This is a genomic window from Streptomyces sp. NPDC046985 (assembly GCF_040644415.1).
In the GTDB taxonomy this organism is placed as follows: Bacteria; Actinomycetota; Actinomycetes; order Streptomycetales; family Streptomycetaceae; genus Streptomyces.
In genome coordinates this window covers 1-20,528 of the sequence record NZ_JBEYWK010000041.1, presented here as the reverse complement: position 1 = coordinate 20,528, position 20,528 = coordinate 1, and the positions used below count along the sequence as shown (strand labels likewise).

The 20,528-nt window shown below is 78.6% G+C and carries 13 protein-coding genes; 3 read left to right on the top strand and 10 right to left on the bottom strand.

All coding sequences use genetic code 11. The features are described from left to right. Positions 1 to 101: 101 nt before the first annotated feature. From ABZ861_RS31175 to ABZ861_RS31150, 6 genes are all read right to left on the bottom strand, one after another. Complete coding sequence (locus tag ABZ861_RS31175) at positions 102 to 1,964, bottom strand: acyl-CoA dehydrogenase (protein ID WP_361637306.1); 1,863 nt, start codon at positions 1,962 to 1,964, stop codon at positions 102 to 104. Between the two features lie 47 nt (positions 1,965 to 2,011). Continuing rightward, entirely contained in the window at positions 2,012 to 2,965 is a 954-nt protein-coding gene (locus ABZ861_RS31170; protein ID WP_361637303.1) for an aromatase/cyclase, read from the bottom strand. Between the two features lie 1,091 nt (positions 2,966 to 4,056). After that, entirely contained in the window at positions 4,057 to 5,244 is a 1,188-nt protein-coding gene (locus tag ABZ861_RS31165) for a beta-ketoacyl synthase N-terminal-like domain-containing protein (RefSeq protein ID WP_361637309.1), read from the bottom strand. Between the two features lie 167 nt (positions 5,245 to 5,411). Next, positions 5,412 to 6,686 carry a beta-ketoacyl-[acyl-carrier-protein] synthase family protein gene (locus ABZ861_RS31160; protein WP_361637301.1) on the bottom strand — a complete coding sequence of 425 codons (1,275 nt, stop codon included), beginning with the start codon at positions 6,684 to 6,686 and terminating at the stop codon, positions 5,412 to 5,414. Continuing rightward, positions 6,683 to 8,011 carry a thioesterase domain-containing protein gene (locus ABZ861_RS31155; protein ID WP_361637298.1) on the bottom strand — a complete coding sequence of 443 codons (1,329 nt, stop codon included), beginning with the start codon at positions 8,009 to 8,011 and terminating at the stop codon, positions 6,683 to 6,685. Before ABZ861_RS31155 ends, ABZ861_RS31160 begins: the two co-directional genes overlap by 4 nt. A gap of 430 nt (positions 8,012 to 8,441) precedes the next feature. Next, complete coding sequence (locus ABZ861_RS31150; protein ID WP_361637295.1) at positions 8,442 to 9,263, bottom strand: AfsR/SARP family transcriptional regulator; 822 nt, start codon at positions 9,261 to 9,263, stop codon at positions 8,442 to 8,444. Positions 9,264 to 10,125: 862 nt separating this feature from the next. Here ABZ861_RS31150 and ABZ861_RS31145 point away from each other — a divergent pair. Further along, positions 10,126 to 11,118: an AfsR/SARP family transcriptional regulator gene (locus tag ABZ861_RS31145; protein ID WP_361637292.1), complete on the top strand. Its 993-nt coding sequence runs from the start codon at positions 10,126 to 10,128 to the stop codon at positions 11,116 to 11,118. 288 nt (positions 11,119 to 11,406) lie between these two features. Here ABZ861_RS31145 and ABZ861_RS31140 read toward each other — a convergent pair whose 3' ends face one another. From ABZ861_RS31140 to ABZ861_RS31125, 4 genes are all read right to left on the bottom strand, one after another. Beyond that, a complete protein-coding gene (locus ABZ861_RS31140) occupies positions 11,407 to 12,255 on the bottom strand; it encodes an AfsR/SARP family transcriptional regulator (RefSeq protein ID WP_361637289.1) in 849 nt (282 codons plus the stop codon). Between the two features lie 2,345 nt (positions 12,256 to 14,600). Beyond that, positions 14,601 to 15,200: a ScbR family autoregulator-binding transcription factor gene (locus tag ABZ861_RS31135; protein ID WP_361637286.1), complete on the bottom strand. Its 600-nt coding sequence runs from the start codon at positions 15,198 to 15,200 to the stop codon at positions 14,601 to 14,603. 32 nt (positions 15,201 to 15,232) lie between these two features. Further along, the gene (locus tag ABZ861_RS31130) at positions 15,233 to 16,765 is read right to left on the bottom strand and encodes an acyl-CoA carboxylase subunit beta (protein ID WP_361637284.1); all 1,533 of its coding nucleotides are present in this window, start codon (positions 16,763 to 16,765) and stop codon (positions 15,233 to 15,235) included. 783 nt (positions 16,766 to 17,548) lie between these two features. Further along, positions 17,549 to 17,773 carry an acyl-CoA carboxylase epsilon subunit gene (locus ABZ861_RS31125; protein WP_361637281.1) on the bottom strand — a complete coding sequence of 75 codons (225 nt, stop codon included), beginning with the start codon at positions 17,771 to 17,773 and terminating at the stop codon, positions 17,549 to 17,551. A 355-nt stretch (positions 17,774 to 18,128) separates the two neighbouring features. Here ABZ861_RS31125 and ABZ861_RS31120 point away from each other — a divergent pair, with 355 nt between their 5' ends. Beyond that, positions 18,129 to 19,073 (top strand): ScbA/BarX family gamma-butyrolactone biosynthesis protein, encoded by a 945-nt coding sequence (locus ABZ861_RS31120; protein ID WP_361637278.1) that lies wholly within the window; start codon positions 18,129 to 18,131, stop codon positions 19,071 to 19,073. A gap of 727 nt (positions 19,074 to 19,800) precedes the next feature. After that, positions 19,801 to 20,517: a ScbR family autoregulator-binding transcription factor gene (locus ABZ861_RS31115; RefSeq protein ID WP_361637276.1), complete on the top strand. Its 717-nt coding sequence runs from the start codon at positions 19,801 to 19,803 to the stop codon at positions 20,515 to 20,517. Positions 20,518 to 20,528 lie beyond the last annotated feature (11 nt).

Below are 20,528 nucleotides of genomic sequence, written 5' to 3'. Positions count from 1 at the left end.
TTTTTTCGACGAGTTCGGCTCAGTCCGACGCGTCTACGTCCGCACCCCGCCGGCCTGCGCAGATGGCGAGTACGTCGCCGGGCCCGGGGGCCGGCGCCCCCTCAGCCCGCCAGTCGCGTCCCGTACAGGTCGAGGCTGCGCCGCTGCCGGCAGCGGCGCAGCGCCTCGCCGAGCACTTCTTCGACGACGTCGTGGGGCGGGTCCGCGGCCGGGACGCCCAGCCGGCGGGCGGTGCGGCTCAGGGCGAGCACCGCCCAGGCCGGGTCGCCGAGGAACGGGTCGCCCGCCGCGGCCCGCCCCTCCCAGACCCCCAGCACCGCGGCCGCGGACAGCACCAGCGCGTAGCGGTCGGCCAGCGCGCAGGCCTGCGGGTCGAAGGCCCCGCTGAGCGCGGCGCACCGGGCGCGCAGCGCCCGCAGCTCCGCGACGAAGGCCCGCGCGAGGGCGGCCAGCGCCGCCTCGGGGGGGCCCTGCCCGCAGCGGCCCTCCAGGCGGCCCGCGACCCCCGCCAGCGTGGCGGTGAGCAGGTCGTCCGTGCCGGAGTGGGCCAGGCGCCGGTGGTCGAAGGCGGGCAGCGGCGCGCCCGGCCGGAACAGCTCCGCGGGCGGCTCCGGGGTGCGGAACCAGGCGGAGCGGGCCAGGGCCGGGAGCTGCGGCACGATCACCGCCTGGCAGACGGCGGTGCCCGCGTGGCCCAGGCCGGCCACCGGCAGGTCGCGCACGAGCTTCTGGAAGCCGCCGTAGCGCGGGCCGCAGTCGTAGCCGCGGCCGCCGAGCACCGCGGCCAGCTCCTCCAAATCCTCGCGCAGCAGGTCCGGCATGGTGTACTTCACGGCCGCGCCCAGCAGGTAGGACTCCTCGGGCATCAGGCTCATCGCCCGCAGCCCGGTGACCGCCATGGCGTCGCAGGCCAGCAGGTCGGCGAAGACCCCGGCGAGCGCCTTGCGCCAGCGGCGGGAGGGCCGCCCGTCGGGCCGGTCCTCGGTGGCCGCGCGCACCGCCGCGCGCAGCACGCCGTCGACGCCGGCCAGGACGGTGGCGGGGATGAGGCAGTGGCTGGTCTGGAAGCTGCGCAGGGCCAGCGACACCCCGTCGCCGACCGCGCCGACCAGCGCGTCGTCCGGCACGCTCACGCCGTCGAGTTCGAGACCGCAGAAGTGCGCCCCGCGCATGCCGGGCATCCGCGCCCGGCCGAGGCGGCGGACCTCGCCGGCGGCCGGCGCGCCGGGGCCGAGGACCAGCACGGAGTGGCTGCGCGGGCCGTCCTGGCGCGCGGTGCGGGCGTACACGACGAAGGCGTCCGCGCGGTGGGCGTTGATGACCGCGTCCTTGCGGCCGGCGATCCGCCAGCCGCCGCCGGGGCGGCGCTCGGCGGCCATCTCGTCGCGCAGGATGGCGTTGGCGTGCGCGACCTCGCGGTGCACGGTCGTCGCGCGGCCGCCGCCCAGGAGCACGTCGGCCAGGGAGCGGCGCTGGCCCTCGTCCCCGGCGGTCCACACCGACGAGGCCGCGAACAGGGACGTGACGCCGAAGCCGTAGCCCAGGGCAAGGTCGCGGCGGAACAGCGGGCGCAGCACGCGGGCCAGCTCCTCCAGGCCGGCGAGCCGGCCGCCCAGGTCCCGGGGGACGAACTCGGCGGCCATCCCGGCCTCCGCCAGCAGCGCCTCGGTGGCCTCCGGCGTCCGGCGGGCCTCGTCGGCGCGGAGCAGGGCGAGGTGCCCGTGCGGGTTCGCGGGGTCGAACGGGTCGCCGAGCGCGGCCTCCAGCCGGGCCGCCCGCGCCGGCTCCACCGCCCGCCCCGGCCCGGCGGCCCGCGCCTGGGCGTCGGCCCGCGCCGGGGCGTCGGCGTGCGCCTGGGCGGCGGGGGGCGTGTCGCGTACGGGGACGGGGGCGTCCCGCACGGAGATGTGGGCGTCCTGTGCGGGAGCGTGGGCGTCCCGTGCGGAGGCGGGGGCGTCTCGCACGGGGGTGTGGGCGTCCTGTGCGGGGGCGTGGGCGGCGCCGGGCGCGCTCACCGGAGGCGGACCGCGCCGAGGGCGTGCCGCGTGGCGTACCGCAGCACGGACAGGCCGGCCTCGCCGAGCGCGTCGCGCACGTGGCGGCCGGCGGCGACGGCGCCGACGCCGACGCCGAGGACGCGGTCGACGCCGTCCTCGTCGAGCAGCACGTGGTGGCGGGCCGTCAGGCGCACGCCCCCGCCGTCGGGCTCGATGCACCACTCGCCCGCGTGCGCGGCGAGCAGCGGCGAGGTGCGGGTCTGCTTGTAGACGATCCGCTGGGCGCCGGGGAAGCAGATCCGCACGGACTCGGTGCTGTGCGTGGCGCCGTCGAGGGACATGCTGCCCATGGACATCCGCTGCACGCCCGGCTCGTCCTCGACCAGGCCGAGGCGCAGGACGTGGGGGAGCTCGGCGGGCCATGCCTCGGCCCGGTAGAGGAAGTCGAAGACCAGCTCGGCGGGGGCGTCGACGCGCAGGGTGTCCTCGAAGGACCGGACCAGGTCGTCCAGCCGGGTCCACAGCCGGGCGATCTCGGCCAGCCGGCCGAGCTGGGAGCCGCTGTTGGCGGCGGTGACCTCCTCGAGCCAGGCGACGCCGGCGGGATCGTCGCCGTCGACGGTGAAGGAGTGCTCCAGGGTCACCCGGGAGCGGTCGCCGAGCGGCTCCACCGTCCACACGCCGCTCATGGACCGGGCGGGGGCGGCGGGCACGTCCATGACGAACTCCACGCGCAGCCGCTGCACGTCCAGCCGGCGGCGGGAGATCCAGGACTTGACGGCGCCGCCCGCCGTGGCCCACATGCGCAGCCGCTCCCGCGTCCCGTCGAAGTCGAGCTGTTCGACGTGGACGCAGGGCGGGAAGAACAGCGGCCACCGGGTGGCGTCCGCGATCAGCCCGTACAGCACGCCGGCCGGGGCCGCCGCGGTCACTTCGTGGACCGTGCGGTGCACGCGCGCCTCCGACATCCTCCACACCTCCTCGTTCAGTGCTCCGGCAGTGCTCCGGCAGGCGGTGCTCCGCCGCGTGCGGGCGGGGCGCCGCGGCCGGACGCGGTCGGGCTCCGGGCCGTCGGCCGGCGCGGATCCGCCTCGCGCCGGCGGCTTCGCACCGGCGCTCCCGGCGCCTCCGGCTCTTCCGCCCGCCGCGCGTCGCGGCCCGCGGCGGGCGCTCGCGGGATCCGCCTCGGCGGGCGGGCGTGTCGACATCCTGTCCGGAACCGCTCGCGGCCGGTCCGGGACCGGGTCGAATCCGCGCGGAGCCCGGCTGGAGCGGGCCGGGCGGATCGGGCGGTTCGGGCGGACGGCTCCCGTCCCGGGCCGGGACTCGAGCGCTCCTCCAGCCGGAGCCCGGCCCCCTCGTCGCCGCGGACCGCTCGGGCGGCGCGCCTGCGCCGCCCCCGGCCCCCGCCGACCGCCGACCGGCGGGCGACGGGCGACGGGCGACGGGCGACGGGCGGCGGGCGACGGGCGGCGGGCGACGGGCGGCGGGCGACGGGCGGCGGGCGGCGGGCGGCGGGCGGCTGCTGGAGGCGAGCGCCGTGCGTCCGTCCGGTCCCGTCCGCGCCCCCCGGGAGGGCGGGTCGTCGTCCTCGGGCTTCCGCCCGTCGGCGATGGCCCGAAGCCTGGGCCGGAGCGTGGCCCGGGGCTTGGGCCCGGGGCTTGGGCCCGGGGCTTGGGCCCGGGGCTTGGGCCGGGGCGTGGGCCCGGAGTACGGCGTCCCGCCGCCCGGCCGCCTTGAACGGCCGTGCCCCGAGGCGCCGTTGAGCCGCCTGGGACGCCGGCCGCGGCGCGCCCCCGGGCCCGGCGGGGGGCCGAACGCTCCGCCGACGCTCCCCTCGTCTGGTCGGCGTCCCGCACGTCTTCCCCGCGGGCTCCTCCGGGCCGCCGGGGCCCTCCTCCGCGTCCGCGCGGCCCCGCGGCCCGGCGAAGGGCTCATCCGGTCTCGAGCGCTCCGCGGGCGCTCCTCTGGTCGTAATCCTGCGGCGGGATGCGGTCCTCGTGCCGGGGCGGGCGCGGGATGCGGCCGGTCCCGCCCGGTCCGGGGCGGGGGCGGGGGCTCACGCTTCCACGGCGCGCAGGACGGCGGCGGAGTTGAACCCGCCCCGTCCGCGGGCGAGGACCAGCGCCGTGCGCAGGCGGGGCAGGCGCCGGGGCGTCCCGGTCACCAGGTCCAGCCCGTAGTCCGCGGCGGCCCGCACGGTTCCGGTGGTCGGCGGCACGATCCCCTCGCGCAGCGCGAACAGGGCGGCCGCCACGTCGAGCGAGGAGCCGCCCGCGCCGAGCCGCCCGGTCATCGACTTCGGGGCCGTCACGGGCGTGCCGTAGGGGCCGAACAGCGCGGTCAGCGCCGCCGCCTCGGCCCGGTCGGCGGCCCGCTCCCCGGCGGCGTCGGCGAACACGACGTCCACGTCGTGCGGCGCCAGCCGGGCGTCGGCGAGGGCGAGCTCGGCCGCCTCCCGCAGCCGGGGCAGGCCGGGTCCGCCGTCGAAGGTGGCGGCGCAGCCGGCGACCGTGCCGTATCCGGCGGTGCCGCGCGCCGCGGCGGCGGCCGCGTCCTCCAGGACCAGCAGGGCGCCGCCCTCGCCCACGACGTGGCCGCCGGCGGCGTCGGCGAAGGGCAGGTAGGCGCGGTCGGGGTCGGCGGCCGTGGTCATCCGGCCGTCCGCCAGGTGGGCCGCCCAGCCCCACGGGCACAGCGCCGAGTCGACTCCCCCGGTCACCATCAGCGTCGCGCCCCGGCGGATCTCCCGGCGGGCTCGGGCCAGGGCGTCGATGCCGCCGGCCTGCTCGCTGACGACCGCGCCGCCGGGGCCGCGCAGGGCGTGCCGGATGGAGATCTGGGCGGCCCCGGCGGCGTGGAACCAGGCCAGGGACTGGTAGGCGCTCACGTGCTCGGCGCCCTTGCCCCACAGCGCGTGCAGCCCGCGCTGGCCGAACTCCGTGCCGCCGGTGGCGCTGGCGGTGACGACGCCCGCGCCGTGGCGGGGCAGGGCGGCGGGGTCGGCGCCGGAGTCCTCCAGCGCCTCCTTCGCCGCGACCAGTCCCAGGCGGGTGGCCCGGTCGGTGGAGGGCAGCAGCCGGCTGGGGATGTGGTCCTCGTCGACGAACCCGGCGATCTCGCCCGCGATCCGCACCGGGTAGCCGGAGGCGTCGAACCGGCTGATCGGGCGGATGCCGTTGGTCCCCCGCAGCAGCGCGCGCCACCAGGCCTGGGCGCCGAGCCCGTTGGGGGCGGCCACGCCGATGCCGGTGACGACCGGCTCGGCGGGCGGCCGTTCGCCGGCCGCGCCGGCCCGCTCCCGCCCGTCGGCCCGCTCCGGCTCGTCGGCGCCGGGCCCGGCCGCGGCCCGCGGGCCGGGCCGGCCCTCCACGGCGCCGTCGCCGCGGCGGCTGCGGGGTGCGTTCTCGCCTCTCACGCCGCCTCCCGCAGCCGGGGGCGGGTCAGCACCGTGGCCGTGTGGAAGCCGCCGAAGCCGCTGGCCACGCTCAGCACCGTGCTGGTGCGCTGCTCGCGCGCGAACAGCGGCGTGTAGTCCAGGTCGCAGGCGGGGTCCGGCTCCCGCAGGTTCGCCGTCGGCGGCACCGCGCCGTGCCGGATGGCCAGCACGCTGGCCACCGCGTCCAGGGCGCCCGCGGCGCCCAGGGCGTGTCCGATCATCGACTTGATGGAGCTGACCGGGACCCGCCGCGCGTGGTCGCCCAGGCCCCGCTTGAAGGCGTGCGTCTCGTGCCGGTCGTGGTGCCGCGTGCCCGCGCCGTGCGCGTTGACGTAGTCCACGTCCACGGGGTTGAGCCGCGCCTGGTCCAGCGCCCCGCGGATGGCGTGGGCCATCTCCTCGCCGCCCGGCCGCAGCCCCGTCATGTGGTGGGCGCTGCTGTAGGAGGCGAAGCCGGACAGCTCCGCGTACACGCGGGCCCCGCGCCGGCGGGCGTGCTGGAGCTCCTCCAGGACCAGCACCGCCGCGCCCTCGCCCAGGACGAACCCGTCCCGGGTGCGGTCGTAGGGCCGGGAGGCGGTCGCCGGGTCCTCCTTGCGCGCGCTGGTGAGGCGGAGGCGGTCGAAGCAGGCCATGACGATCGGGGAGATGGGCGCCTCCGCGCCGCCCGCGACCATCGCGTCCGCGCCGCCCTCGCGGATCAGCTCGGCGGCGTGGCCGATGGCGTCCAGGCCCGAGGTGCAGCCGCTGGAGATCGCGCCCACCGGGCCCTGCGCGCCCGTGTCCCGTGCCACCGCCGCGGCGAGCGAGCTGGGCACGAGGTAGTCGTAGAGGTGCTCGGCGGCCTGGGAGCAGTCCACCGTCCAGGCCGCGCCGAAGTCGCTGAGCAGCGCGTACTGGGTGGCCAGCCCCGTGGCGCAGCCGGCCGCGCTGCCCAGGCTCACCCCGGTGCGCAGCGGGTTCCCGCGCGCCAGGACGTCGGCCAGACCGCTGTCGCCCACCGCCTCGCGGGCGCTGACCAGCGCGAACTGCGCGGCCCGGTCCAGACGCTCGGTGTCGGCGAGGGTGAAGCCGTGCCCGGCGGCGTCGAAGTCCACCTCGGCCGCCACCTGCGAGCGGTGGCCGGAGGCGTCGAAGAGGGTGACGCCGCGGGTGGCCGTGCGCCCGGAGGTCAGCAGCGACCAGAAGTCGCCGGCGCCGACGGCGCCGGGCGCCACCACGCCCACGCCGGTGACGACGACGCGCCTCACCGGGCGCCGCCCGCGGCCCGGACCCCGCCCGGCCCGGCCCCGCACGCGCCCGATCCGGACGTTGCGGCTCCGGGTGTTCCGGGTCCGGGTGTTCCGGGTCCGGGTGTTGGGGGTACGGGCTTGCCGGGTGCGGGCGTTGCGGCTCCGGGGGTTGCGGGTGCGGGGGTCGCAGGTCCGGGCGCTCCCGGTCCGGACGTTGCGGGTCCTGGAGTACCGGGTCCGGACGTTGGGGGTGCGGGCGTGCCGGGTGCGAGCGTTGAGGGTGCGGGCGTTGCGGCTCCGGGCGCTCCCGGTCCGGACGTTGCGGGTCCTGGGGCATCGGGTCCGGACGTTGGGAGTGCGGGCGTGCCGGGTGCGGGCGTTGCGCGTCCAGGCGTTGCAGCTCCGGGCGTTCCCGATCCGGAAGTACCGGGTGCGGACGTTGCGGGCGCGGGTGTTGGGGGTGGGGGCGTTGCGGGTCCGGGCGTGCCGGGTCCGGGCGTTGCGGCTCCGGACGTGCCGGGCGCGGGTGTTGCGGCTCCGGACGTGCGGGGTGCGGGCGTTGAGGGTGCGGGCGTCGAGGGTGCGGCGGCGGCGTGTTCTCGGCAGGCGGCTCCGATCAGGGCCGGCAGCGCGTCGTCCCCGGCGAAGAAGTGGTCGCCGGCCAGGGTGCGCGCCGTGATGGGGCCGGTGGTCCACTGCCGCCACTCGTGCAGGGCGTGGGGGACGGCCAGCGGGTCGTCGCTGCCGGCGAAGACGAGCAGGGGCACGTTCACGGGTCCTCCGGTGGCGGGGTCCATCGCCGCCTGCCGCAGGGCCTTGGCCAGCCGCAGGTCGTCGCGCAGGACGGGCAGGACGGAGCGGCGCCACAGCCCGCCGGGACGGGCGGCGGCCCCTTTCGGCAGCGAGCCGAGGTCCGCCAGGAGCGGCAGCAGGTGCTCGTCGGGGGCCTCCGCCGCGCTCATCAGGGCGGCCGTCGCGTGCGGCGGCAGGCAGGCGCCGACCGCGAGGAACAGGGGCGCGGGCGCCCCCTCGTCGGCCAGGGCGCGGGTCAGGGTGTAGGCGACGAGCGCGCCCAGGCTGTGGCCGTACAGCGCGTACGGGCCGGCCCGCGCCGCCTCCCGCAGCGGGCCGAGCAGGTCGGCCAGCAGGCCGGAGCGGTCGGTGACGCGCGGCTCGCGCCGGCGGGCGCCGCGGCCCGGCAGCGGCAGGGCCGCCACCTCCACCGCGGGGCCGGCCGCAAGAGGCCAGCGGCGGTAGCTGGCCACGCCCGCGCCCGCGTGGGCGAGGCAGTGGAGCCTGACCCGGCGCTGCGCCGCCGCGCCGGCCGTGGTCGGGGAAGCCATGCGTCGCCCTCCTTTTCCGGGAAGCCGTCTCCGGCGCGCCGCCGGACGGCGCGCCGGCGGCGGGCCGAGTCTCGCCGTCCCGGCTGGAGCCGGACTCGACTCCCGCCGCGTACGGCGCGCTGTACGCGGCGGGAGCCGCATACGGGGGCGGTCCCGCGCCCCGGGCGCCGGCCCGCGCCCCCGGGTACGGGCCCCAGCCGGGCAGGGACCCGCGCCTCGCCGGCGCGTGCGGGCCGCGGGGACTCGCGCCCCCGCCGGCGCGGGGGCCCCGTGCGCGAACACGGCCCCTGACCCGCCTGCCGCTCGCCGCCGCCGCGATGGGCGGTCCCGCGCGCGGGCACGGCCCGGCCGCGCAGGCGGCCGGCGCGCCGGCCGGGGAGGCCGTCCCGCGCGCGGGGGGCGGTCCCCGCGTCCCGGGGCGGGCGTCGGCTCACGCCGCGAACAGGTCGAAGGTGGAGGTGCGGCGCGGCCCGGCGACCACGTCCAGGCGCGGGTCGACGGCGAGCATCGCCTGGTGCAGCCGCTGGAGCTGCGGCGAGGGCTCGACGCCGAGCTCGTCGATCAGCCGCTGGCGCAGCCGGCGGTAGACCTCGAGCGCGGAGGCCTGGCGGCCGGACCGGTAGAGCGCGACCATCGCCTGCGAGTGCAGTCCCTCGTGCTGGGGGTGGCGGGCGATCATGTCGGTGAGCTCGGCGATCAGCTCGACGTGGCGGCCCAGGCGCAGGTCCGCGTCGATCCTGCGCTCGCGCGTCACCAGCCGGCTCTCCTCCAGGCGCATGACCTCGATGTCGAGGATCGGGCCCACCCGCACGTCGACCAGCGCGGGCCCCTCCCACAGGTCCAGGGCCTCGCGCAGGCAGGCGGAGGCGCGCCCGTCCTCGCCCTTGTCGAAGGCCTGCCGGCCCTCGGCCGCCAGGCGCTCGTAGGCGTGCACGTCGACGCAGTCGGCGGGTATCTGGAGCAGGTAGCCGCCGTAGCGGGTGGCCAGGACGTCCTTGGCGGAGCCCGGGGCGTCCGGGCCCGCCGCGGTGCCCAGGCGGCGGCGCAGTTGGAGGATGTACGTCTGGAGCGTGGTGAGCGCGCTCTGGGGGAGGTCGGCGCCCCAGATCTCCTCCATCAGGGTGGGCACGGGCACGACCCGGCCCGGGTAGAGGGCGAGCAGCGCCAGGATCTGGCGCGGCTTGCCGGCGGTCGGGACGATGGACACCCCGTTGACTTCGGCGTCCAGCGGACCCAGGACTTTAATCTTCATGATTTCCCCTCCCAGCCTTGTCAGGCCGCCGCCGGTCTCCGGCCGGCCGTGAATCCTGCGACGGCGCCGCATTCCGCCTTTTACGCCGTCGGCGTGTTTCTCGAGGCCGGGGGCACCATATCCTCCGGCGAGCCGTCCCCCCGGGCTCGTCCAGCGCGGCTCTAGCCCCTCTCCAAGGAACACCGAGACGCCCCGCCGGCACGCCGCCGCGAAACGCCGACAAAGCACTGACAAAGCGCTGACGGACCGCTGGAAGATCGCCGGGAAACTCTTTCGCGAGCGGCCGTCGCGCATTCCCGGCGCCTTCCGCGCGCCGTGCGCGCCGCGGCTTTCCGGCCACGGCGGACCGGGGCGAGAGCGCGCCGCGCTGGCCCGCCGGCCGCCCGACGAGACCGGACCGGTCGGCCCGAGCGGGCCGGTCGGACCGGGCAGTCCGGGCGGACCGGGCGCCGCCGTAGGACGGCCGGTCCTGCCGGGCCCGTCCGGGCCGGGGGTCCCGCCGGGGCCGTCCGGGCCGCGGGCCCCCGCCGGGATCGCCGGGGGCCCGGCACGGGCGGGCGTGCGGGCGAGGGGTGCGGGGCGGGCGGGGTCCGGGGCGGCGGGTGCGGGGCGGGTCTTCCCGGTCCGGGGGGCGGGCGCTTTCAGGCCGCGGGCCGCAGGGCCGGGCCGCGGCCTGAAAGGGACTCGAGGAATCCTCCACGATTCCCCGCGGGGGAAGGTGCGCACGGGGCGGCGCGCCGCGAAAGCGCCTACGCTCCGCCCGGAGAGGGAGAAATCGCGGCCATTGCCGGGGGAATGCCCGCGGCGGATCTCCGACGGCAGACCTCTCAAGACCTCTGAAGCCTTCCCGTGCGAGGACGAGATGGAGTTTCGGATCCTGGGGTCCGTCCAGGCTTTCGACGAGCGCACCGGCGTCTCGCTCGTGCCGGCGGGCGCCGAGCAGCGCGCGCCGCTCGGGGCGCTCGTCGTGGAAGCGGGCTGCGTCGTCTCCGCCGAGCGGCTCGTGGAGGAGCTGTGGTGCGAGCGGCCGCCGGCCCACGCCGCCCACGCCCTCCAGGCCCATGTGGCGCGGCTGCGCCGGCTGCCGCCCCTCCCGCTTCCCGGCGGCGGGGAGCCGCGCCGCCCGTGGCCGGCGACCCGCCCGCTGGGCTACGTCCTGCGGCTGGAGGACGCCGACACCGACGCCCGGCAGTTCCACCGGCTCGCCGCCCGGGGCCGCGCGCTGGCGGGCGCCGACCCGGGCCGCTCGGCCGACGTGCTGCGCCGGGCCCTGGCGCTGTGGCGCGGCCCCGCCCTGGAGGGCGGCGGCCGCGGCGCCGTCTGCTCCGCGGAGGCCCCGCTGCTGGAGGAGAGCCGGGTCCTCGCCCTGGAGTCGCTGTACGAGGCGTGCCTGCGGGCCGGCCGGGCCGGGGAGATCACGGGCGAGCTGGAGCGGCTCACCGCCTCCCACCCGCTGCGCGAGCGCTTCTACGAGCTGCTGATGACCGCGCTGTGCCAGTGCGGGCGCCAGACGGAGGCGCTGGGGGTGTACGACCGCGCCCGCCGTCGCCTCGCCCGCGACCTGGGCGTCCAGCCGGGCCCGGCCCTGCACGGCCGCAGAGAGACGGTCCTGCGCCGCCGGGACCCCGCCGCGGCCCGCCCCCCGCTCCCCCCGACCGCACTCCCCGCGGCCGCGCCCTCCCCGGCCGCGGCCGCGGGGCCTGCGGCGGACGAGGGACGGGGCGTCCGCCCGCCGCACGCCGAGCACGCCGAACTGGCCGGCCTGCGCCGCCGCGTCGAGCGCCTCGCCCGCGAGCAGCGGGACCTGGCCCGCCGCCTGGAGGCGCTCGCCGCGGCGCACACGGCCGGCCCCTGACCCGGCCCGCCCGGCGCCCGACCCCGCCCGGCCGGCGCCCGGCGCCGCGGGGCCGCCCCAGACGCCGCAGCCCTTCCCCAGGCGCGCGGTTCGCGGGCCGGGGGAAGGGCTGCTGACGGTGTGCGCGGCCACATCGGGGGGGGCGGCGCAGCGTCCGGGGTGCGCCGCCGCGTCCGGGCGGGCGGGGCCGGGGCCGTCGCGCCGGTCCGCGTCCGCCGCGCCGCCCGCCACGCCGTCCGCCCGCCGCGCCGCCCGCCCGCCGCACCGTCCGTTCACCGTGCCGTCCGTTCACCGCATCGCGAGCCGTCTTCCGGCGCCCGCGGCCGCCGCGACGGGCGCGGGGGCGGGGGCGGGCGGCGGGGCGGTCTCGGGGCTCGTCGCGAGGATGAGCCCCTGCAGCCGGCTCAGGGCGGCCGAGGGCTCCAGCCCCAGCTCCGAGACGAGCGCCGTGCGCAGCCGCCGGTAGACGCCGAGCGCCTCGCCGCGCCGCCCGGAGCGGTACAGGGCCAGCATGAACTGTCCGTGCAGGCTCTCGTGCATCCGGTAGCGGTTGACCAGGACGGTGAGCTCGGACAGCAGCTCGCGGTGCCGGCCCAGCCGCAGGTCGGCCTCGATGCGCTGGTCGAGCGCGCACAGCCGGGCCTCCTCCAGGCGCTGGACCTCCATCCGGATCTGGCCGCCGGCCTGGACGCCGGCGAGCACCGGCCCGGTCCACAGCGACAGGGCGTCCGCCAGCCGGCGCGAGGCGCCCTGGTGGTCGTCGGCGTCCATCGCCCGGTAGCCGGCCCCCGCCCGGCGCTCGAACTCCCGGTAGTCCACGCTCCCGCCGCGCGACGCCAGCCGGTATCCGCCGGGCAGGGTGGCCAGGACGTCCTTCGCCGTGCACCGCTCGTCCTGGCCGCGGCCGAGCGCCTCGCCGATCAGCTCCCGCAGTTGCAGCACGTAGGTCTGCAGCGTCGTGCGGGCGCTGCGCGGCGGGTGCTGGCCCCACAGCTCCTCGGTCAGCGCGGCCACCGGGACCATCCGGTCGGCGTGGAGCGCGAGCAGCGCCAGGACCTGGCGCGGCTTCGGGGCGGTCGGCGCGACGGACAGCCCGTTCTCGGTGACGGACAGCGCTCCGAGCAGCTTGATGTCCACGTACTCCCCCAAAGATCGCCTGATGGCCGGTGTCCGGCCCGCCGCGGCCCGCGCGTACCCCTCCGCGTCGCCCGCTCCGCCGGGGCCGGGCCGCGAGGACGCGGCCCGACCACTGCGATAAAAAAACAGCGCAGTTGGTTTGTCAACCCGTCCGGTCCACGTCGGGGCCGGGACCTCCTTTTCCAGCCGATCTCCGGCCGGTCCCGGACGGTCGCATACCGTGCGATGTCCGGCATTCCGGGGGCTCGGGCCGTCCTCCGCCGCGACGGGGCGCCTCTCGCCCGGCGGAAGCAGGCCAACGCGGCGCGGCCGGAACGGCGGCCGCACCTGCGCACGAAAGCCCCGAGGCCTGCGCAGCGCGCAGACCTCGGGGCGAATCGGCTCGTATCCCCTCGGGAGCGGCCCCCCGGCGGCCGGAAGGACGCCCACGCCGGCGCCGCCCCGCACACGGCTTTCGCCCCCGCCCGCCCCGGGGGCTCTCCTCCCGCTCCCCCTCGGGAACGGTCCGCCGGCGCCCGGGGGGCGGGTGCGTTCACGCGGGCTCGGCCCCGCACTCGGCCTTCGCCCCCGCCCCGCTCCGGGGGCTCTCCTGCCGCTCCCCTCGGAAGCGGCCCGCCGACAGCCGGAGGGGGTGCGTTCACGCGGGCCCGGCCCGCACGCGGCCTTCGCCGCTGCCCTGTCCCGGGGTTTCCTGCCGCTCCCCCTAGGGAGCGGGCCGCCGGCGCCCGGAGGTGCGTTCACGCGGGCCCGGCGCCGCACGCGGCCTTCGCCCCCGCACGCTCCGGGGGCTCTCCTCCCGCGGGCGCCTGCGACCGGACGCCTGTGGCGCGGGGGGGGCGTCCGTCGCGTCGGCTTCCGCGCGGCGAAGGCCCGTCCGGTCGCAGGGCGCCGTGAAGTCGCCCGGCGGACGGCGGGAGCGGGCCCTTGCGGCGCGCCCGTGACCGCGCCGCGGGCGGGCGGAGGCCGCGCCCCGGCGGCCCGTCCCGCGCCCGGCGAGCCTCGACCGGGCAGGCGCAGACGGCCCGGGGAAGGGCCCGGGTCGGCCGCAGGCCGGCGCGGCGGCCGGCCGAGGCGGACGCCGTACGGCGCCTTCGGCGCGCTCCGCTGCGCGTGCCGCACGGAGGAACGCGCCCCCGGGCCGGGCGGAGGAGACGCGCCCGGCCGCCGCCGGAGCCCGGGGCGGCGCCGGCTTCTAGCACGCCGTCGCCCGATGCGGCGCCCGCCTGGGAAGCGACGCCGAAGCCGTCCGCGGGGAGCCCGGGAGTCCGCGTGTTCGCGCGGTGCGAGGACGCCGGGCGGCGGAGCGGGGCGCTCCGGCCAGGCGGCGGCGCGGCGAAGCCTGGCCCGCGGCTGCGGGGCCTTCGCCGCCGGCTCCGAAGCCGTGCTCCGCACCGCCTGGGCCGGCGGCCTCGCCGAGCGCACGACGGACGCGACCGCACCGGCCCGGCGAGAGACCGGGGACGGAGGCGGCGATCCGCCCGCTGCACGCGCCCCGCCCCGAGAACCCCCTCCCGCGGGCGTGGGAAGCGGCAGCTCGGGCTCGCGATCAGCTACAAGCACGCGGGCTCATCCCCGCGGGCGTGGGGAGCGGCAGACGGCGCCCCTCTCGACGACGCCACCACCGGGCTCATCCCCCGGGGGCCCGGAGGCGGGGACGCCAGGAAAGAGACCTTGCGGTCTCTTATGGGCCCGGCAGGCCCCGCGCACACCCCCGGCAGGACCGCGCGCACCCCCGGGCATGGCCTCGCGCACATCCCCGGCCAGGGCCTGCACGCACACCCCGTCAGGGCCTGCGCACACCCCCGGGCAGGACGTGCACCGCCCCGGGCAGGGCCCGCGCGCATCCCCCGGGCAGGGCCTGCACCCGCCCCGGGCGGGGGTCTGCGCCCCGGGCGGGGGTCTGCGCCCCGGGCGGGGGTCTGCGCGGGGCGTGGGGGGCCGGGGCCGCTCAGGCTTCCGGCGCGCCCTGGGCGGGGGTCTGCGCGGGCGGTGGGGGGCCGTTCAGGCTTCCGGCGCGCCCTGCGCGGGGGCCTGCCTGCGCGCGCGGGTGGGGGCCGTTCAGGCTTCCGGCGCGCCCTGGGCGTCCAGCCTCGCGCGCACCCCCGCCAGGGCCTGCACGCACACCCCCGCCAGGGCCTGCACGCACACCCCCGGCAGGGCGTGCACCGCCCCGGGCGGGATCTGCGCCCCGGGCGGGGGTCTGCGCGGGCCGTGGGGGCCCTTCAGGCTTCCGGCGCGCCCTGGGCGTCCAGCCTCGCGCGCACCCCCGCCAGGGCCTGCACGCACACCCCCGGCAGGGCGTGCACCGCCCCGGGCGGGGGTCTGCGCGGGCGGTGGGGGGCCGTTCAGGCTTCCGGCGCGCCCCGGGCGTCCAGTCTCGCGAGCAGTTCCGGCGAGGCCAGGGCGGGCAGCAGCAGCTCCCAGAACCGGGCGATCGTGCGGGGGGCCAGCCAGGCCGCGTCGCGGGCGCCGAGCGTCTCGAAGCCCGCGGTCGCCCCCACCACCGTCGTCGCGATCCCCTCCGGCCGGGCGGCCGGGCGCAGCTCGCCCCTCTCGGCGGCCTCGCGCAGGAGGTCCTCCACCCAGCGCCGCCAGTGCGCGCGGGGGTCGGCCGCCGGCGCCCAGGCCGCGTCCGCGCACAGCGCGAACCCCGCCCGCAGCACCGGGTCCGAGGCCAGCCCGCGCGTCAGGGCGTGCGTGACGTCGACCAGGCGCTGCAGGCGGCTCCCGGCTCCCGGCGCCGCCGGGCCCAGCAGCGCCGCCAGCCGCTCCAGCGCGGCCGCCCCGACGGCCTCGGCCAGGGCCGCCTTGCCCGCGAAGTGGAAGTGCAGGGCGCCGTAGCTCACCCCGGCCCGCGCGCTGACGTCGGCCAGCGAGGCGGCCGTGAAGCCGTCCCGGCCCACGGCCTCGGCCGCGGACCGGATCAGGGCCTCCCGGGTGCGCACCGCGCGCTCCTGGCGCGGCGTCGGGCGCTGCGTCACTGCGGGGGGTTGCCGTGCTTGCGCGAGGGCGGGTCGGCGTGCTTGGCGCGGAGCATCGCCAGGGCGGCGACGAGGACCTCGCGGGTCTCGGCGGGGTCGATCACGTCGTCCACCAGGCCCCGCTCGGCCGCGTAGTAGGGGTGCATCAGCTCCGCCCGGTACTCCTCGACCATCTTCTCGCGCATCGCCGCGGGGTCCTCGGCCTCGGCGATCCGGCGGCGGAAGACGACGTCGGCGGCGCCCTCGGCGCCCATGACCGCGACCTCGCTGGTCGGCCACGCGTAGGCGAGGTCGGCGCCGATGGAGCGGGAGTCCATGACGATGTACGCCCCGCCGTAGGCCTTGCGCAGGATCAGCGAGATCCGCGGCACGGTGGCGTTGCAGTACGCGTACAGCAGCTTCGCGCCGTGCCGGATGATCCCGCCGTGCTCCTGGCCCACCCCGGGCAGGAACCCGGGCACGTCCAGCAGCGTGAGGAGGGGCACGTTGAAGGCGTCGCACATCTGCACGAAACGCGCGGCCTTCTCGCTCGCCTCGATGTCCAGCGCCCCGGCCAGCACCTGCGGCTGGTTCGCCACGATCCCCACGACCCGGCCGTCCATCCGGGCCAGCGCGCAGATCACGTTGCGCGCCCAGCGCTCGTGGACCTCCAAAAACTCCCCGTCGTCGACGATCTCCTCGATCACCGCGGCCATGTCGTAGGGGCGCCCGCCGTCGGCCGGCACCAGGTCCAGGAGCGCCTCGCAGCGCCGCCCGGGAGGGTCCGCGCACGGCGCGCCCGGCGGGTGCTCGCGGTTGTTGCCCGGCAGCATCGACAGCAGGTAGCGGACCTCGGCGAGGCAGGTCTCCTCGTCGTCGTAGGCGAAGTGGCACACCCCCGACGCCCCGGCGTGCACGTCCGCGCCGCCGAGCCCGTCGTGGGTGATCTCCTCGCCGGTGACGGCCCTGACCACGTCCGGGCCGGTCACGAACATCTGCGAGGTCTCGCGGACCATGAACACGAAGTCCGTCAGCGCCGGGCTGTAGGCCGCCCCGCCCGCGCACGGGCCCAGCATCACGCTGATCTGCGGGACGACGCCCGACGCCCTGGCGTTGCGCTCGAAGATGCCGCCGTACCCCGCCAGAGCGCACACGCCCTCCTGGACGCGGGCGCCCGCGCCGTCGTTCAGCGACACCAGCGGGGCCCCGGCCGCGACCGCCATGTCCATGATCTTGTGGATCTTCGCGGCGTGGGCCTCGCCCAGCGCCCCGCCGAAGACCCGGAAGTCGTGCGCGTACACGAACACCGTCCGGCCCTCCACCGCCCCCCACCCGGTGACCACGCCGTCGGTGTACGGCCTCTTCGCCTCCAGGCCGAACCCCGACGCCCGGTGCCGGCGCAACTGCTCCACCTCCCGGAAGGACCCCGCGTCCAGCAGCAGCCCGATCCGCTCCCGCGCGGTCAGCTTGCCCTTCGCGCGCTGCGCCGCCGTCGCCCTCTCGCTGGGCCCCGCCACCGCCCGCGCGCGGATCGCGTGCAGCCCGGCCACCCGCCCCCGCGCGTCCCCCGCCCCCGCAGGAACCCCCTCCGCGGGGACCTCCTCCGCGGGGACCCCCTCCGCAGAGAACCCCTCCGCGGAAGCCCCTTCCGCGGGGATCCCCTCCGCGAGAGCACTCTTCGCGGAAGCCCCTTCCGCGGGGGCCCTCTGCGCGGAGGCTCCCTCCGCGAGAACCCTCTCCGCGAGAGCCCCCTCCGCAGGGGCCCCCTCCGCGAGAGCCCCTTCCGCGGGGATCCCCTCCGCGAGAGCCCTCTCCGCAGAAGCCCCTTCCGCGGGGGCCCTCTGCGCGGAGGCTCCCTCCGCGAGAGCCCCTTCCGCCAAGGCCCCCTCCGCAGGGGCCCCCTCCGCGGGGGCCCTCTCCGCGAGAGCCCCCTCCGCAGAGGCCCCCTCCGCAGAGGCCCCCTGCGCGAGAGCCCTCTGTGCGGGGGCCCTCTCCGCAGAGGCCCCTTGCGCAGAGGCCCCTTGCGCAGAGGCCCCCGCAGCCAAGGCCCCTTCCGCGGAGTCCCTCTCCGCAGAGGCTCCCTCCGCGAGAGCCCCTTCCGCCAAGGCCCCCTCCGCAGGGGCCCCCTCCGCGGGGGCCCTCTCCGCGAGAGCCCCTTCCGCGGGGGCCTCCTCCGCGGGGGCGCGGGGGATGTCCTTCACCGCTGTCACGACGCGTCCCTCCCTCTCCCGGTGCGGGCCGCCGGCCCCTCACCGTAACAAACCGCTTCAGCGGTTTGTGCGGGGGGCGCGGGGCGCGCACGCGAATCGGCCGCCGGCGGACCCGGCCGGCCCTCAGCGCCAGCCGTGCGGGGAGCGGTAGGGCGCGCCGGGCCGCTCCGGCCGCCACCGCGGCGCGTCCGGCGCCCTCCCGCCGGCGCCCTGGGCGCCTGGGGCGTGCCGTGCGCGCCGGCCGGCCAGCGCCGCGCACAGCACGACGGCGACCGCGGCCAGCTCCTCCTCGCCGGCCCGCCCGCGCTCCACCCGGAAGGCGGCCCCGGCCGCCCGGCGATCCGCCATCGCGCTCCCCCTCCTCCGGCCCCTGCGGGCCCCTCGGACTCCTCAAACTCCTCGGGCCCCTTCGGGCTCCTCGGTCCTGGCGCCCACTCTGGGACGCCGGGCTAAAGAAGCGCTCCGGCGCCGCTTGAGGCCCGCCTGGGGGGCCGCCGGCCCCCGGGCGCCCCGCGCGCCCGCCCTCACCTGGGGGATCGGGCAGGCCCGGCGCGCCCGGCGCCGGGGGGAGGCGGGGAGTCCGGTTCCTGCGGGCCAAAGCGTCTTCCCCGTCTCTGGAGATGCAACCCGCCATTGCCTATCTTTCTGGCCGCGGAGCCCGGACACGGCCCGTTCCGCGACCGCGACGACCCAGGGGGAGACCATGACCGCGAGCACGTTCCGCCTCCAGCCCACCACGGACCTGCGCCACCCCGGCCTGACCGCCACCGTCCCCCGGGAGCTGGTGCACCGCGCCTCCGTCGCCGAGGTCGTGCTCACCGACTGGCGGCGCGAGGACGAGAACCGCTTCCGCCTCGCCGCCCAGTGGCCCCGCGGCCACAGCTTCTTCGCCCCCGTCGAGGACGGCCGCCACGACCCCCTCATCGTCGCCGAGACGATCCGCCAGGCCGGCACCCTCCTGGCCCACGCCGAGTTCGGCGTCCCCCTCGCCAGCCGCTTCCTCGTCCACGACCTCGACGTCGCCGTGCGGCCCGAGCGCCTGCACGTCGGACACGCCCCCGCCTCCGTCGACATCGACCTCGCCTGCACCCGCCTCCGCCTGCAGCGCGGCGTGCCGGCCGGCCTGCAGATCAGAGCCGTCCTGCGCCGCGAGGGCCGCGTCGCGGCCACCGGCGGCGGCTCCATGAGCTGCGTCAGCCCCGCCGCCTACGCCCGCCTGCGCGCCCGCACGCCCCTCAGCGACGCCGCCGCCCCGCCCCTCACCGCCCCCGCCGCCCCCCAGAGCGTGGGCCGCACCTCCCCCACCGACGTCGTCCTCTCCCCCACGAGCGACCCCCACGCCTGGCGACTGCGCGTCGACACCCGCCACCCCGTCCTCTTCGACCACCCCCTCGACCACGTCCCCGGCATGCTCCTGCTCGAAGCCGCCCGCCAAGCCGCCGCCGGCGTCCTGCGACGCCCCACCCTCATGCCCCTCTCCCTCGCCGGCCGATTCCACCGCTACGTCGAACTCCACACCCCCTGCACCGTCACCGCCCGCCTCCTCCCCCACACCCCCGACAACCCCCGCACCGTCCACGTCACCGCCCGCCAAAACGACCGCACCGCCTTCACCGCCACCGCCACCGCCCTCCCCCACCCCCTCTAACCCCCCCACCCCCGACGAGCAGGGAGAGCAGGAGACACCCCCCCCCCGCGAGCAGGGAGAGCAGGACACAGACGGCAGGCCCCCCACGGCCCTCCGACCCCCGGACACAGGACACGCGACGCGAGACAGGCGGCAGGCGGCAGGCGGCAGGCGGCAGGCGGCAGGCGGCAGGCGGCGCCGGGCGCTCCGCGCAGACGGAGGCCAACCCGCCAGGCGCCATCCCACCCACACCGCGAACCCCCCACCGCACCCCCGGGCGCAGGACACGCGGCACGAGCCAGACGACAGGCGCCCCCCAGGCGAGCAGGAGCGCAGGGCAGGACAGGCGACAGGCGCTCACCCGCCCCCCTCCTCACCCCCCGGGAAGCAGGACACACAGCACGGAGACAGACGACAGGCGGCAGACGCCCACACCCCCGACGCCCCCGACGGGAAGCGGGACACGCGAAGCGAGGCGGGCGACAGCCCCCCCCCCGGCAGCCTCCGACCCGCGGGGAGCAGGGGACGACGGCGCCGGGCGGGCGACGGGCGCACCCGCACCCTGCGCCCCCGCACCCCCGCCCGCCCCCGCCCCGGAGCGCGGGGCGGGCGCGGACGGGGGTGCGGAGGGTGTGGCTGAGACGGCCGCCGCCGGGTAAGATACGTACTAGGCGGTTTTTTCCTGGGCCTCCCCGCCGCACCCCCGCACCCCCAAAGGCCCCGCCCAGGAAAGATAAGGAGAGGCGCCATGGCCGAACAGGTCCGGGCCGTCCGCACCCGCCACGCCATCCTGATGGCCGCCGCGAAGGTCTTCGAAGACCGCGGCTACCAAGCCGCGACCATCGCCGAGATCCTCGACGCCGCAGGCGTCACCAAAGGCGCCCTCTACTTCCACTTCCAGTCCAAAGACGACCTCGCCCAAGGCGTCCTCGCCGAACAGGACCACCGCCCCGCCGTCCCCCCGCGCCACTCCAAAGTCCAGGAGATGGTCGACGTCGTCATGCTCCACGCCCACAACCTGCAGACCGACCCCCTCGTCCGCGCCGCCGTCCGCCTCTCCATGGACCAACAGCCCGGCCTCGACCGCACCGGCCCCTTCACCCGCTGGAGCCACGTCGGCGCCGCCCTCCTCGCCCAAGCCCGCGACCGAGGCGAACTCCTCCCCCACGTCGACCCCGCCGAGACCGCCGACGTCATCGTCGCCGCCTTCGCCGGCGTCCAGTCCATGTCCCAAGCCCTCAGCGACTACCGCGACCTCACCCACCGCGTCTCCGCCCTCCTGCGCCACACCCTCCCCAGCATCGTCCCCCCCTCCCTCCTCGCCGCCCTCGACCTCACCCCCACCCGCGGCGCCCACGTCCACACCGAAACCCACACCCCCACCGAGACCACCCAAGCCCCCACCACCGAAACCCCCACCCCCACCCCCACCCACACCACCCGCCACCCCGCACCCACCACCTAAACCCCCACCCA

Coding starts and splice junctions, on each gene's coding strand:
- ABZ861_RS31170 (WP_361637303.1), bottom strand. CDS start 2,965: ATGTCGGAGGCGCGCGTGCACCGCACGGTCCACGAAGTGACCGCGGCG.
- ABZ861_RS31155 (WP_361637298.1), bottom strand. CDS start 8,011: ATGGCTTCCCCGACCACGGCCGGCGCGGCGGCGCAGCGCCGGGTCAGG.
- ABZ861_RS31150 (WP_361637295.1), bottom strand. CDS start 9,263: ATGAAGATTAAAGTCCTGGGTCCGCTGGACGCCGAAGTCAACGGGGTG.
- ABZ861_RS31145 (WP_361637292.1), top strand. CDS start 10,126: ATGGAGTTTCGGATCCTGGGGTCCGTCCAGGCTTTCGACGAGCGCACC.
- ABZ861_RS31125 (WP_361637281.1), bottom strand. CDS start 17,773: ATGGCGGATCGCCGGGCGGCCGGGGCCGCCTTCCGGGTGGAGCGCGGG.
- ABZ861_RS31120 (WP_361637278.1), top strand. CDS start 18,129: ATGACCGCGAGCACGTTCCGCCTCCAGCCCACCACGGACCTGCGCCAC.
- ABZ861_RS31115 (WP_361637276.1), top strand. CDS start 19,801: ATGGCCGAACAGGTCCGGGCCGTCCGCACCCGCCACGCCATCCTGATG.